The sequence below is a fragment of the Lysinibacillus sp. EB271-A1-10B genome, from assembly GCF_058791335.1.
This window is the reverse complement of sequence record NZ_JBYTDL010000001.1, coordinates 242,915-257,010: the sequence shown is the minus strand read 5'-3', so window position 1 is coordinate 257,010 and position 14,096 is coordinate 242,915. Positions and strand designations below refer to the sequence as shown.

The window sequence follows — 14,096 nt, the reverse complement described above, 5'->3', positions numbered from 1 at the left end:
GGGGGAATTGGATGGCGCAAGGCCAAATTCGTAAAGCATTAAGCGGTTATTACTATGTATATGATGGAGAAGAACTAATTCAATGTCGAGGACGTGGGGTATTTCGCAATCGTGGGGAATCCCCACTCGTTGGCGACATCGTAGAATATACTCTAGAAACAAAAGGCTCGGACGGTACTATTCAAAAAATTATGGAACGCCAAAATGAATTAGTACGTCCCCCTATAGCCAATATTGATCAAGGCATTCTTGTGTTTTCTGTAAAAGAACCTAATTTTAATACAATTTTACTCGATCGTTTCTTAGTTGTTTTAGAGTCATTTCATGTTCATCCGATTATTTGTTTAACAAAGATGGATCTGCTAGAAGACCATGGACGTGAGGAATTGCAAGGCTATATAGCAGATTATGAGCGTATGGGTTATACCGTGCTACAAACCTATAAGGGTGAGGAAGAATTAGTTGAACGTCTACAACCTATTTTAAAGGAGAAAACCTCCGTATTAGCAGGGCAATCTGGAGTTGGAAAATCTACACTACTAAATACATTGATTCCAGATTTAAATTTAAAAACAGGCATTATTTCACAAAGCTTAGGGCGTGGTAAACATACAACTCGCCATGTTGAACTAATCGAAGTATGTGACGGTTTATTAGCAGATACTCCAGGATTTAGTTCATTTGATTTTGATGAAATAGAAAAAGAAGAATTAGGCGCATGTTTCCCCGAAATGGCCCGTATGGCAGATGATTGTAAATTTAGAGGCTGTTTACACTTGAAGGAACCGAAATGTGCAGTAAAAGCAGCGGTGGAGACGGGGGAAATTCGTGACTACCGCTATAAACACTACGAACAATTTTTACAAGAAATTATGGATCGAAAGCCGAGGTATTAATGATGATACAAATAGCACCATCAATTTTAGCAGCCAGCTTTGCTAAATTAGGAGAAGAAGTTAAGGAAGTAGAAAAAGCAGGTGCACAGCTTATTCATATCGATGTTATGGATGGTCATTTTGTGCCAAATATTTCATTTGGCTCTATCGTATTAGATGCCATTCGTCCTTTAACGGATTTACCGTTAGATGTACATTTAATGATCGAAAATCCTGATCAGTATATTGAACAATTCGCCAAAGCCGGGGCCGACTATATTACGGTGCATGTAGAAGCTTGCCGCCATTTACACCGTACAATCCAATTAATTCGTTCATTTGGAGTCAAACCGGGTGTTGTATTAAATCCACATACACCAATAGAATCCATTCAACACATATTAGAGGATATTGATATGGTGTTGTTCATGACTGTGAATCCAGGGTTTGGTGGGCAAAAATTCATTCATTCTGTAGTGCCAAAAATTGAAGCGTTAGCAGCTATTATTAAAGAACGTAATCTTGATATTGCTATTGAAATCGATGGTGGAATTAATGCAGAGACTATTGTTCCTTGTGCAAAAGCAGGAGCAACTATTTTTGTAGCTGGTTCAGCAATTTATAGTAAAGAAGATCGTACAGCGGCACTTCAAGAAATTTTAGCTGCTGGTGAGGCAGCGATTCAAGGATGACCAAAGTCGTTGTTTGTGCAGGTGGACCAAAAGAGGAACTCTGTTCATTTAGTCCGTTTAAAGAGCAAAGTGATGTATTATTTATCGGAGCTGATCGAGGAGCGCTATATTTAATCGAGCAAGGCATCACACCACATGCCATAGTAGGAGATTTTGACTCTTTATCAAAAGAGGAATACGAACTGGTGATGGCACATACAAATGATAGACAACGATTCCAAGAAGAAAAAGATGAAACAGATACGGACTTAGCGTTATTAAAAGCCTTGACCTATACACCACTAGAAATTGTTCTTACAGGTGTTACGGGTGGACGTTTAGATCATTATGAGGCGGCAGTTCGTTCGATTTATCGTTTACAAAAAGAGTATCCGCACGTAGTATTGAAGATTATTAATCATGCAAATATGTTGCAATTTTTAATGCCAGGCAAGCACATCATAGAAGCAGATAAGCAATATCGTTATTTATCTTTCTTTGCACATGAAGAGCCGATTAAAGATGTGACATTAAGGCAAGTAAAATATGAAACAACAAATGAAGAAATTTCTCTTGGTACATCCCGCTTTACAAGTAATGAAATAATAGGTAATTCAGGGTCTATATCTTTCTCACAAGGCATATGTTTAATGATAAGAAGCATAGATTAGCGTAAGGGGGAGAGAGTCCTGAAAGTATATACATTCCAGCTGCCGAAATTTGTAAGCAGTATTACGCGTACGTGTATCAACATTTTCAAAAAAGATAAGAAAGTAAAAAAATCCGACTAATACTAGTCGGATTTTTTACTGTTTTAGAAAAATAAATGTGCCATGAAATTAATTGGGAATGTGAAAAATATGGTTCTTCGGCAAAGCGAGGGACTGATTTCCGTTCCTCTATCGCTGATCCCCAAGGAGTCGCCCAGTCGTAACGAAGATCAACCACTTCACATAGTATGTATCTTCTAGCATGTCACTTTATAATGATAAAACAAAACATCAAAAGTAACTGTATTATGTGCGAAAGCGAAGCGACAGTAACAATAGATGGACAATCTCATTGCTGCCAGAAGTTTTTCTGTATAAAATGTTCCTCATAAAACTGATAAAAGTTGAAGATTCTTATTTTCTACAGATAATAAGCTTATTTGTTGAGCTGGACAGCTAAATATAAGGCTGTTTTTCGAAAAGATTGTTGCTATTTATGCAAGAAGTAACTGTTTCTAGTTGTAAAATTGTTCAAAAGTAAGGTGGAAAGGAGAAAGGATGCAAAAAACTTTTAATAAGTTAGATAAGATCCAAATCGTTATTGCTATCGTCGCATTACTTCTAGCTATACTTGGGTTTATTTACGATAATTTAACAGAAACTGCATTCATATTAATAGCAATAAATTTACTTGTTAATCAAATTCGAAGTTTTAGAAAAGACAAAAAATCCATTTTTTCATATTTGATAATAGTGATGGAGATACTAATCATCATCCTTTCAATTCATAAGTTATTGTACTAACTGTGGCTTACTTTACACGTTTTGTAGATTAAATCTGCCTTTTAATTTTAACAGCAACAAACTTTGGGAAAATAGCTATATGTAAAGAGAACCGCTAGCAATTCCGTTTCCTTGTCATTGCTAGCGGCTTAGTCATTTTATTGTATTTATGGTTGGTCAATCCACTAGTAGGATGATTAATTACATCTTTTACATTTAAATAAATATTTACAAAGGCGGTTGGAGCTTGCCTCGTTATTAAGAAAGAAAAAAATCGATTTGCGCCAAATGCGAAATCGATTTTTTGGAAGCGACGATTAAACGCGCTCGATTTTACCTGATTTTAATGCACGAGCAGAAACCCATACACGTTTTGGTTTACCGTCTACTAAGATACGAACTTTTTGAAGGTTAGCACCCCAAGAACGTTTGCTAGCGTTCATAGCGTGGGAACGGTTGTTACCAGTACGAGCTTTACGCCCAGTGATTACACATTGTTTTGGCATGTTGTATTCCCTCCTTACTGTCAATGCTGAAAGATTATTATTTCAGTTCGGTATTTCACATACCATAATAATTTAACATACGATGACGTTCAGTGCAATAGTTTTCACATAACCTTTCAAGAAAAAAACCTTTACAGTCTAAAAACACTTGTTAAATAATGGGTGTAAATTCCTAGTTGAAACAATTATTAGGAGAAAAAATTGGAAGTTTTCAATTATCCCGCCTGGTTTAGAGAAGCCTCTTAATCAGTAGGGGATAAAGAAAACCCACTTCCATCTCGTTTTATTTTCCTCGGTAGCCAAGCTTCATGGAAATACGTTTACCAGTTTCCACTAAACGCTCTGTAAGCGTATTAGTATGTTCTGCTGAAACGTTAAAGCTAACAAAACCTATACTTATCGCACCGACTATTTCATTGAAACCATTTACAATGGATACTGCGATTGAGGATGTTCCAGCTGTTCTTTCCCCATGACTAATGGCAAACCCTTGTAGTCTTATTTGATCAAGCTGTGACTCTAATTCAGAGATTTCTTCATGAGGAATAAGCTGTTCAATAATTTCCCTTGCTTGAGAAATAGGCATTGTGGCTAAAATTGCTTTATTTGCAGCCCCGATATTCATCGGAATACGAATACCTAACTGATCGTAAATTCGAATCGGGTTAGTTGTACTGTCAATTCTTTCAATGATAATTGTATCTAAACCAGCGGGCTTACTTAAATAGACGCTTTCCTCGACTTCTCTTGCTAAACGTTCTAGTTCGGGCCTAATTTTACTAATGTAGTCCATCGTATCATACACTTGTAAGCCAAGTTCCATCCATATTGTACCGAGACGATATTGTTTAGTTTGATCGTCTTGTTCAATCATTCCCTCTTTAATCATCGCTTTTAAAATTCTATGTAGTGTGCTAAGTGGTAAATTGCATTTTGCCGAAAGCTCTGAAATGGACAAACTGTTTTCATTTGCTTCAGAAGCCAAAACTTTAGCGATTGTCATAGCTCGTTCTAATAATTGCATTCATACCCCACCTCTCTTTCATTTATTTTATTTTTATTCATTGTCTACGTCTAGCTACATAATCGTGGATATTTGTTTTGTTCCCTTTGAAAAGAACGAATATATAAATTTTTCTAAATATATTGACATTATACCTTAAAGCACATATATTTTTCATATAAACTTTCCTCTTAACGGAAACGTTTTCCACTACGCGGAAAAGAGGTGAAAGGAATGCAATATTGTTCATCAATGTATGCACCTTTGAGACACGTAATAGTAAAACATCCAAAAGATGCTTTCCGAAACCAAGAATATCTTAGCGATGAATGGAAAACATTTAACTACTTATCGGAACCTAGCTATAATGAGGCTCTTAAAGAATATGCACAATTTATGAGCATTCTAGAAAAGTATGTTGAAAAAATTGATTTTTTACCAGAATCAGATGAAGTAGGGCTTGATTCGCTGTATGCGCATGATCCTGTAAAATTCACACCAAATGGTGCTATTATCTTAAAATCCGGCAAAAAATCAAGACAGCCAGAAGCAGCTGTTTATAAAGAGTTTTTAAAGGAAAAGGGTATTCCGGTTATCGGAGAATTGACTGGAGAGGCTGTATCAGATGGTGGCGATATTGTTTGGCTTGATGATCGTACACTTGTTGTAGGTCGAGGCTATCGAACGAATGATGAAGCTATTCGTCAGCTAAAAGACATGACGAAGGATTTTGTTGATGAATTCATTGTTGTGCAACTACCCCATGATTTAGGTGAAGCAGAATGTTTACACTTAATGTCTTTCATTAGTATGGTAGATAAGGATTTAGCGGTTGTACATTCACGATTAATGCCAGTTTTCTTTCGTCAGCTTCTAATCGACCGAGGTATTCAATTAATTGAGGTCCTGAAAGATGAATATGATGCGCTAGGCTGTAACGTTCTAGCACTTGCGCCTAGAGTATGTATTGTCCCAATTGGAAATCCAATGACCAAGCAACAATTACTTCATGCAGGTGTAACAGTTTATGAATACAAAGGAAATGAAATTTCGATAAAAGGGACAGGTGGACCAACATGTTTAACCTGCCCAGTAGTAAGAGAAAAAAGGGAGATGAAGTAAAATGTTTAAAAATGTAATTGTAAAAAACCCAGGAAATAATTATGTAAATGGTTTAACGACTAGCGACTTAGGAAAACCAATTTTAGAAAAATTATTTGAACAGCATGAAAAATATGTTGAGGCCTTAAAAAGATGTGGAGTGGAGGTTACACAGCTTCGAGCGAATGAAGCCTTTCCAGATTCAACATTCGTAGAGGATACGGCTGTTTTAACATCTGAATTTGCCATTATTTCAAATCCAGGGGCTGAAGCTCGTAATCGTGAGATTGAGGAGATCGTACCTGTAGTTCAAAAGTTCTATGAAAAATTATATTATATCGATGGCCCAGGAACACTTGATGGCGGAGATGTATTGCAGGCAGAAAAGAAATTTTATGTCGGCATCTCTGATCGTACAAATGAAGAAGGGGCTCGACAATTTAAAGAAATCGTAGAAAAAGAAGGCTATGAGGCAACGATTGTTCCGCTAAAAGAATTTTTCCATTTAAAGACGGGCATCGCGTATGTTGGAGAAAATCGTATGGTAGTAGCAGGGGAGTTTATCGATCATCCTGCATTCGAATCCTATGAAAAAATTATTATTCCAAAAGAAGATGAGTATTCTGCAAACTGTATTCAAGTAAATGATTATGTCATTATTCCAGCAGGCTATCCAGAAACAAATCGTAAATTAAATGATATAGGCTACCAAACAATTGAGCTTGAAATGTCGGAATTTAGAAAACATGATGGTGGGCTAAGTTGTTTGTCATTACGTTTTTAGTTCAATAAAAAAATACCCAATCAATATCAATTATGACTTAGCATAATTCCATGACACCCGCTGAAAGAAGTCAAATAGGATAAATTGATTGGGTACTTTAGTAGAGTTGATATCAGAATATTCGATATATTGATTACAACTAGAGAGTGGGGATGGATGATGAGTAAAGGAGAACAACGGCAAGATCATCAATTAAAACGTTCAATGAAGAGTCGTCATTTATTAATGCTATCGCTCGGAGGAGTTATTGGAACAGGGCTATTTTTAAATGTTGGCTTTACAATTAATCAGGCAGGTCCTGGAGGGGCATTAATTGGTTATTTATTTGGTGGCTTAATATTGTACATGGTTATGAATTGTCTTGGAGAATTAGCGGTTTATATGCCTGTAACGGGTTCTTTCCAAACCTATGCAACACGTTTTATCAGTCCTTCAGCAGGATTTTCTTTAGGATGGATGTATTTTGTCGGCTCAGCTGCCACAGCAGGGGTGGAATTTACAGCAGCGGGAATTTTGATGCAGCATTGGTTCCCGCATGTCCCTATTTGGATTTGGTGTGCCGTATTTATGGTCCTGTTATTTACTTTAAATGCATTAACAACAAGAGGCTTTGCGGAAGCGGAATTTTGGTTTGCAAGTATTAAAGTCATTGCGGTGATAGCATTTATCGTTATAGGGGTGGCAGCAATCTTTGGAATGATTCCGTTAGCTGATCGTCCGACACCACACTTTACGAATTTAGCACCGTCTGGTTTATTTCCGGCAGGTATTTCAATCATCTTCGTCACAATGATGAATGTTATCTTTTCTTATCAAGGTTCTGAGCTTGTTGGTATTGCTGCAGGAGAAACTGAAAGTCCGGAAAAAAATATTCCTCGGGCAATAAAGACAATTCTTTTTAGGATTATTGTTTTCTATATTGCTTCTATTATTGTTTTATCTGCGATATTCCCTTCATCGGAGCTTGGACTATTGGAAAGTCCATTTGTCACATTGATGAATTTAGCAGGTGTTCCATATGCAGCTGGCATTATGAACTTTGTTATTTTAACGGCGATATTATCAGTAGGTAACTCATGTCTATATGCGTCCACACGTTTATTATGGTCGATGTCAAAAGAGGGAATGGCGCCAAAACTATTTGGACGACTAACGAAAAATAAAGTGCCATTCAATGCACTTGTTTTTACGATGCTTTTCTCGCTGCTTTCTTTATTAACGGGCGTGATGGAAGCAGATGCAGTATTTGTTTTACTCATGTCTATTGCAGGAATTTCTGTAACAATTTCATGGATGGGAATTTGCGCATCTCAATTGATGTTCCGGTATCGTTATGTGAAAGCAGGGGGGGATGTGGCTAATTTAAAATTTAAAACGCCATTTTATCCATTGATTCCGGTGTTCTGTATTATTTTTTGTATGCTAATTCTTGTCTTTTTAGCATTCGATCCAACACAAAGAGCGGGTTTATTATATGGAGTTGGGTTCTTTATTGCTTGCATGATTTTCTATAAATTGAAATTGAGTAAATCAAATACAGTTTCTTCTGAGATTAGCTCATCGCCATAATATGGTGTTGATTTCCGTTTCGACTGGGCGCTTTGTTGTTGCTGTCGCTTTGCTTTCGCACAGATAAAACATTTGCCGCTGACGCTTCGCTTTCGCGCAGAGCAGAGCTTCCTAGGGGCGTCCGATGAGCCGCTTCACTCGCGTTGCTCGCTCCAAGTTCTCGGGACAACAGATGTCTTTTGCGCGAAAGCGTGAGTGCAACGTAGCGACAGTAGCAGGATGTTGGTCACGAAGGCGTTATCACAGGAAGTGATGCTTTTAGCCTTCGTTCCTCTATATCGCTGATCCCCAAGGAGTCGCCCAGTCTCCACTCCAATCAACTTATATTTATGGTATATGTTTTTTTAAAATGTCATTCCTAATTATTGGTGATGAAATTGAAATGAAAAAAGAGGAATCATTTGATATACATTTAAATGCAATTGATTTTGAGGAAATAAAGGAGAGTTTTTATGAATGTTTATCTTTGGAATACACCTGAAAAGCTACGTGCATTATTATGTGAAATTGTCAGTTGGGAAAGTAGGACATTAACTAAAGGTGAACATGAATTTGCCTATAAATTAAAAAATAAATTGCAAACGCTTTCTTATTTTCAGGAAAACCCGGAATTTATTGAATTACATGATGCGGGCCTTGAACGTAATGCTGTAACTGCCTTGTATAAGCACCCATCTGCAACCGAAACGGTTGTGTTAATTAGTCACTTTGATACGGTCCATACTGAAGAATATGGCGAGCTGGAACCATTAGCCTTTTACCCTGAAGTGCTGACAAAAAAGCTAATGGAACCTAAATACAAAAAGGATTTACCTGAAGCGGCAAGAATTGATTTGGAATCAGGTAACTATTTATTCGGTCGTGGGACGATGGATATGAAAATGGGGCTTGCTTTGCATATGCAGTTGATTGAAAAGGCAAGTATCGAAGAATGGCCCATCAACCTTATTTTAACGGCAGTGCCAGATGAAGAAGTGAATTCTGCTGGGATGCGTGCAGCAGTTGTAGAGCTTGTCAGACTTCGCGAACAGCACGGACTCTCTTATAAACTATTTTTAAATAGTGAGCCTTCTTTTTCACAAGGTCCGGCTGATATTAATGAATATATTTATTCAGGAACTATCGGTAAAATTATGCCTGCTGCCTTATTTTACGGAAAAGAGACACATGTGGGTGAGCCATTAAAAGGAATGACCGCAAATTTTATTGCTTCCTACATGACGCAGCATATGGAGTGGAATCCTGTTTTTCGTGAGACAGATCTCGGTGAAAGTACGCCATTACCTGTATCCTTACAATTAAAAGATTTAAAAATGGAGTATTCTACACAAACACCATATCGTGCAGCAGCCCTTTACAATGTGTTTTTATTAAAGCGCACAGCATCGCAAGTAATGGATATTTTTGAACAAGTTGCATTGGAAGCAATGTCAGCTTGTAATGAACAATATAAGCGAATTTGTGAGCGTGAAAAGGTACAAGGTGTAGGCGAAGTAAACGTACTTCGTTATGAGGCACTTTTAGAGTATGCGATTAATAAATTAGGCGCCCAGGAAGTAGATTTAATTAAAAGTCAAGTTATTGAAAATAGCGCATGGGATGATCGAGAGAAATCTATTCGCATTGTGGATCAGCTAATGATTCGTTGCCAGGAACTATCACCAGCGACAGTGTTGTTATATGCACCACCTTACTATCCGGCAATCAATTCATCCAATGATCCTCTTGTTATTCGATCCATTGAATTGATGAAGAAGACAGCCCAAACATTTAATATTGAAGTGGAGCAAATTCATTATTTTAATGGAATTTGTGATTTGAGCTATGTCAATTATTCGGATAACTCTAATGAATGGATAGCATTCGAACGCAACACACCTGTATGGGGAGAAACGTATAGTATTCCGTTTGAGGCAATGTCTGCATTACAGGGCCCTGTTTTAAATGTTGGACCGTTTGGGAAGGACGCTCACCAAAAGACGGAAAGACTACATGTGGATAGTGCATTTAAGGAAATGCCAGTGATGCTTGATTCGCTTATTAAAAGCCTGTTTTAATTGAAGGAATAGAATGGCATCAAGGGTTGTACAATCGAAGCGTTGTTATAAAGTTATTCTGTTCGAATATATGGTGAGGAGCCGTAATATTCACTTTGAACTTTTGGGAGTTTATAAAAATTATAATCGTTCAATTTTTTAAAAAAAGTTGGTGTATATAAACATCAGCTTTTTTGTTGTTTCGAGATTTTATGCAGCGAAAGTGGAATGTCGGATTTAGAAGTTTTGTTTTTGACTACGAAAATCAGCCACGGTAGAGTAGTTCTTTTTTCACCAATTTTGTAAAGACTACTTGTATTTTTCGTTATTTAGACGATAAAAATAGAACAAATTATCTTCATTCAGCAATGTTTTCTGTGCGAAAGCAAAGCGACAGCAACATGGTTTTAACTGTGCGAAAGCGAAGCGACAGCAACAAAATGTTTTTGCAAGTTTGTTTTATTAGGAGCGGACATTATGGAAAATCAAGAAAAGCTAGTTCTCTCTATACAGAAAGAAATGATTCAATTTAATTTAAAACGGATGCGAGCGGTAGCATGGACATTGATGTATATATCAGCCATCATTACGATTATTCATTATGGTGAGGTCTTCTTTTCGAATTCAGAAAGAGCGATGGTGCCAGCATATATAGCTATTCACACAATAATGTTTTATATAGATTTAGCGGTGTTAGTATTTGTAAAAGAGAAGAAATTTCAGGTTACAACGCTTAATATGCGAAAATATGAATCTATCTTACTTGCTTATATCTATACGATATTGTTATTGATTACTGTAATAACTGTAATGGACGTTTATTTCTTTAAACATGCAGCTCTTTATGAGGTACTATTTTTAATGATTTGCACTGTTTTTTCCATACCTTTTCGGAAAATTTTTCGGATTATGGTAATAACAGTACCACCGATTTTAATAAGTGCTTATCTGAGTGTTGGGGTATCAGGTGAAGGTATTAAAATACTTTTACCGATGTCCCTTATTATTCCTATAGGGCTAGTTATTCAGCGACATATTTATAAAATGCAAAGACAATTTACGAAGGAACATATTTTATTGCAAGAAGAAATGACAAAATCCAAGAAATTGTCAAAATTATTAGCTGAGAAAAATAATGAGCTATCAGAGCAAGCGCTTCGGGACACGTTGACCAATTTACCAAATCGACGGGCTTTAAATAATAAATTGACACATATAGGGCAACAACTTAGTAAACCAGAATCTTTATCTGTCATGATGATTGATATTGATTTCTTTAAAAATTTTAATGATTATTACGGTCATTTACAAGGTGATGATGCATTAATAAAAGTGGCGACTCTTTTAGAGGAAATTGCAGAAAAGTATAATGCATTTGCAGCACGTTGGGGAGGCGAAGAATTCGTAATCGTTAGCCAACATACGGCCAAGTTTTCAGAGCATGTTTGTGAGGAAATTTTAGAGGAAGTACGCAACTTAAACATTCGTCATGAGCATTCGATAGTAGCTGATATTGTAACGGTCAGCATAGGGATGTGTCATGTTAAACTTACAAATAGCGAGCAATTGAAAACATGCTGTGAATTAGCTGATCAAGCATTATACTCAGCAAAGCAACAAGGTCGTAACAACTTTTACAGCAAAAGTGGAAATTTCGATGAAGATGTATGTTTGCCTTTGTAATGTCAGAAAAACGTTGATACAGTGCGCTTTCATGCCTTCCAAGGTTGCTTAATGTATAACGAAAGTGTTACAATATCATTTAGTCAAAAAGAGCCAAGGGGGCATTTCTATGTCAATTGAGTTAAACAATGAATTCGGCCAAATTGATATTTCAACAGATGTACTTGCACAAATAGCTGGTGGCGCTGCTGTTGAATGCTACGGTATTGTTGGCATGGCATCTAAACATCAAATTCGTGATGGTCTAACTGATATTTTACGTAAAGAAAATTTTGCAAAAGGTGTTGTAATTCGAAAACAGGGCGACGATTTACATATTGATATGTACATTATTGTTAGTTACGGGACAAAAATTTCGGAAGTTGCTTATCAAGTACAATCGAAAGTGAAATATACAGTGGATAAAACATTAGGTATGAGCGTAAAATCTGTCAATATCTTTGTGCAGGGCGTTCGTGTAGCGAATGATTAAGAGGAGGAACTAAATCTAATGCAGTCTTTAGACGGAATAAAGTTTGCAGAAATGGTGCAAATGGGTGCCCATCACCTATTCCAAAATGCAAATTATGTTGATTCATTAAATGTATTTCCAGTACCAGATGGTGATACAGGAACGAATATGAACTTATCGATGACATCTGGAGCAAAGGAAACGGAGCAATATGTTTCAGAACATATCGGCAAAACATCCCAAGCTTTATCAAAAGGTTTACTTATGGGAGCGCGCGGGAATTCTGGCGTTATTTTATCGCAGTTATTCCGTGGCTTTGGTAAATTTATTGAAAAAGAAGCGACAATTGATGCTAAGGGCTTAGCGGATGCTTTCCAAGCTGGCGTTGAAACTGCCTATAAAGCAGTAATGAAACCGGTTGAGGGTACAATTTTAACAGTTGCACGTGAAGCGGCGAAAAAAGGCGTGGAAGTGGCAGAAACTGAAACCGATATCATTGCAGTAATGGAAGCATTTACTGCTGAAGCACAGGCTTCATTAGAGCGTACACCTGATCTTTTACCTGTTTTAAAAGAAGTAGGTGTTGTAGATAGTGGCGGCCAAGGTCTATTGTTTGTGTATGAAGGATTTTTAGCATCCTTAAAAGGTGAGCCATTACCGGTGAAAAATGAAGCAACTTTAGATGATTTAATTAATGCAGAACATCATAGAGCGCAAGATTTCATGGATACTTCGGATATTGAGTTTGGGTATTGTACAGAAATCATGGTACGTTTTGAAGAAGGAAAAGAGCCGTTTAGCGAGGATCAATTCCGTAATGAATTAAACCCACTAGGTGATTCTTTACTTGTTATTTCAGATGAAGAGATCGCAAAAGTGCATATTCATTCTGAGCAACCAGGCTCTGTTTTAGCAATGGGTCAAAAATATGGTAGTCTTATTAAAATTAAGGTCGACAATATGCGTGAACAGCATTCTGCCATTGTTGGTGAGGATCATAAAGCACCTTCTCCAGTCAAAAAAGCAGAAAAGCATCCATATGCAATTGTAACGATTGCAATGGGCGAGGGAGTTGCTGAATTACTTCGTTCAATTGGTGCTTCTTATGTTATTGAAGGCGGTCAAACAATGAACCCTTCAACTGAAGATATTGTGAAGGCGGTACAGGAAATTGGTGCTGAAAAAGTATTAATTTTACCGAATAACAAAAATATCGTCATGGCAGCAGAACAAGCAGTAGAGCTTTTAGATATAGAAGCGGCTGTAGTTCCAACGAAAACAATCCCTCAAGGTATGGCAGCGATTTTATCGTTTAATCCAGAGGCGACAGTTGAAATGAACCAAGCAACAATGACAGAAGCTTATGCAAATGTTAAAACAGGTCAAGTAACTTATGCAGTTCGAGATACATCTATTGATGGTGTGGAAATTCATAAGGACGATTTCATGGCTCTTGCAGAAGGTAAAATTGTATTATCTACTCCGGCATTAAAAGATGCCGCTGAGAAGGTAATTACTGATTTAGTGGATGAAGATGCAGAAATTGTAACAGTCATTTATGGTGAAGATACAACGGAAGAAAATGCTTCAGAATTAGTGAAATTTATAGAAGAGAATTATCCAGAGGTTGAAGTAGAGTTATTTAATGGTAAACAAGGATTATATCCGTATATTATTTCAGTAGAATAATTCGATGCTACTTTGTGAATGAGTAGATAAAGCAGTGCACACAATGTGTACTGCTTTTGTTTATGGTACAAAGAGACTAGGGGATTATATTGGATATAAATCAGCTGGAATAAACGATTTGGTGTGCGTATCCAGAAGACAATGCATTTGTAAATGCTGGAATATCAGCAGTTTGAAATTATTGTTTATTTGGAGTAGACAAAAGTTAATCAATATTTCCACTGTGTAAATTATA

The 14,096-nt window shown here is 36.9% G+C and carries 13 protein-coding genes; 11 read left to right on the top strand and 2 right to left on the bottom strand.

What is annotated here, in order from left to right:
* The first annotated feature begins 11 nt into the window (after nt 1–11).
* Genes rsgA through spoVM form a run of 4 tightly spaced genes read left to right on the top strand, consistent with a single transcriptional unit; the run spans nt 12 to nt 2,337 of the window.
* The gene (gene rsgA, locus AC3WSK_RS01255) at nt 12–896 is read left to right on the top strand and encodes a ribosome small subunit-dependent GTPase A (protein WP_079560414.1); all 885 of its coding nucleotides are present in this window, start codon (nt 12–14) and stop codon (nt 894–896) included.
* Between the two features lie 2 nt (nt 897–898).
* Nucleotides 899–1,567 carry a ribulose-phosphate 3-epimerase gene (gene rpe, locus AC3WSK_RS01250; protein WP_079560415.1) on the top strand — a complete coding sequence of 223 codons (669 nt, stop codon included), beginning with the start codon at nt 899–901 and terminating at the stop codon, nt 1,565–1,567.
* Nucleotides 1,564–2,217: a thiamine diphosphokinase gene (locus tag AC3WSK_RS01245; RefSeq protein ID WP_427482536.1), complete on the top strand. Its 654-nt coding sequence runs from the start codon at nt 1,564–1,566 to the stop codon at nt 2,215–2,217. The genes rpe and AC3WSK_RS01245 overlap by 4 nt, the downstream gene beginning before the upstream one ends.
* Before the next feature lie 18 nt (nt 2,218–2,235).
* Nucleotides 2,236–2,337, top strand: a complete 102-nt coding sequence (gene spoVM, locus AC3WSK_RS01240; protein WP_139376952.1) for a stage V sporulation protein SpoVM — start codon at nt 2,236–2,238, stop codon at nt 2,335–2,337.
* 1,019 nt (nt 2,338–3,356) lie between these two features.
* On the opposite strand, the gene rpmB is transcribed toward spoVM, so the two are convergent.
* Entirely contained in the window at nt 3,357–3,545 is a 189-nt protein-coding gene (rpmB, locus tag AC3WSK_RS01235) for a 50S ribosomal protein L28 (protein ID WP_079560418.1), read from the bottom strand.
* A gap of 283 nt (nt 3,546–3,828) precedes the next feature.
* Complete coding sequence (locus tag AC3WSK_RS01230; RefSeq protein ID WP_079560419.1) at nt 3,829–4,569, bottom strand: IclR family transcriptional regulator; 741 nt, start codon at nt 4,567–4,569, stop codon at nt 3,829–3,831.
* Between the two features lie 213 nt (nt 4,570–4,782).
* Here AC3WSK_RS01230 and AC3WSK_RS01225 point away from each other — a divergent pair, with 213 nt between their 5' ends.
* From AC3WSK_RS01225 to AC3WSK_RS01195, 7 genes are all read left to right on the top strand, one after another.
* Nucleotides 4,783–5,670, top strand: coding sequence for a dimethylarginine dimethylaminohydrolase family protein (locus AC3WSK_RS01225; protein WP_492411503.1), 888 nt, complete (start codon nt 4,783–4,785; stop codon nt 5,668–5,670).
* 1 nt (nt 5,671) lies between these two features.
* Nucleotides 5,672–6,433: a dimethylarginine dimethylaminohydrolase family protein gene (locus AC3WSK_RS01220; protein ID WP_492411501.1), complete on the top strand. Its 762-nt coding sequence runs from the start codon at nt 5,672–5,674 to the stop codon at nt 6,431–6,433.
* Nucleotides 6,434–6,589: 156 nt separating this feature from the next.
* Entirely contained in the window at nt 6,590–8,002 is a 1,413-nt protein-coding gene (locus AC3WSK_RS01215) for an amino acid permease (RefSeq protein WP_492411499.1), read from the top strand.
* Nucleotides 8,003–8,454: 452 nt separating this feature from the next.
* The gene (locus AC3WSK_RS01210; RefSeq protein WP_079560424.1) at nt 8,455–10,059 is read left to right on the top strand and encodes a M20/M25/M40 family metallo-hydrolase; all 1,605 of its coding nucleotides are present in this window, start codon (nt 8,455–8,457) and stop codon (nt 10,057–10,059) included.
* A 456-nt stretch (nt 10,060–10,515) separates the two neighbouring features.
* Complete coding sequence (locus tag AC3WSK_RS01205) at nt 10,516–11,721, top strand: GGDEF domain-containing protein (protein WP_492411496.1); 1,206 nt, start codon at nt 10,516–10,518, stop codon at nt 11,719–11,721.
* A 109-nt stretch (nt 11,722–11,830) separates the two neighbouring features.
* Complete coding sequence (locus AC3WSK_RS01200; protein WP_079560426.1) at nt 11,831–12,193, top strand: Asp23/Gls24 family envelope stress response protein; 363 nt, start codon at nt 11,831–11,833, stop codon at nt 12,191–12,193.
* A gap of 18 nt (nt 12,194–12,211) precedes the next feature.
* Nucleotides 12,212–13,861, top strand: a complete 1,650-nt coding sequence (locus AC3WSK_RS01195) for a DAK2 domain-containing protein (protein ID WP_079560427.1) — start codon at nt 12,212–12,214, stop codon at nt 13,859–13,861.
* The last annotated feature ends 235 nt before the right edge of the window (nt 13,862–14,096 follow it).

Excerpts from the sequence above, each read along its gene's own strand:
- AC3WSK_RS01195 (WP_079560427.1), top strand. The coding sequence starts at position 12,212 with ATGCAGTCTTTAGACGGAATAAAGTTTGCAGAAATGGTGCAAATGGGT.
- AC3WSK_RS01225 (WP_492411503.1), top strand. The coding sequence starts at position 4,783 with ATGCAATATTGTTCATCAATGTATGCACCTTTGAGACACGTAATAGTA.
- rpmB (WP_079560418.1), bottom strand. The coding sequence starts at position 3,545 with ATGCCAAAACAATGTGTAATCACTGGGCGTAAAGCTCGTACTGGTAAC.
- AC3WSK_RS01230 (WP_079560419.1), bottom strand. The coding sequence starts at position 4,569 with ATGCAATTATTAGAACGAGCTATGACAATCGCTAAAGTTTTGGCTTCT.
- AC3WSK_RS01200 (WP_079560426.1), top strand. The coding sequence starts at position 11,831 with ATGTCAATTGAGTTAAACAATGAATTCGGCCAAATTGATATTTCAACA.
- AC3WSK_RS01205 (WP_492411496.1), top strand. The coding sequence starts at position 10,516 with ATGGAAAATCAAGAAAAGCTAGTTCTCTCTATACAGAAAGAAATGATT.
- AC3WSK_RS01215 (WP_492411499.1), top strand. The coding sequence starts at position 6,590 with ATGATGAGTAAAGGAGAACAACGGCAAGATCATCAATTAAAACGTTCA.
- AC3WSK_RS01210 (WP_079560424.1), top strand. The coding sequence starts at position 8,455 with ATGAATGTTTATCTTTGGAATACACCTGAAAAGCTACGTGCATTATTA.
- AC3WSK_RS01245 (WP_427482536.1), top strand. The coding sequence starts at position 1,564 with ATGACCAAAGTCGTTGTTTGTGCAGGTGGACCAAAAGAGGAACTCTGT.
- rpe (WP_079560415.1), top strand. The coding sequence starts at position 899 with ATGATACAAATAGCACCATCAATTTTAGCAGCCAGCTTTGCTAAATTA.
- rsgA (WP_079560414.1), top strand. The coding sequence starts at position 12 with ATGGCGCAAGGCCAAATTCGTAAAGCATTAAGCGGTTATTACTATGTA.
- AC3WSK_RS01220 (WP_492411501.1), top strand. The coding sequence starts at position 5,672 with ATGTTTAAAAATGTAATTGTAAAAAACCCAGGAAATAATTATGTAAAT.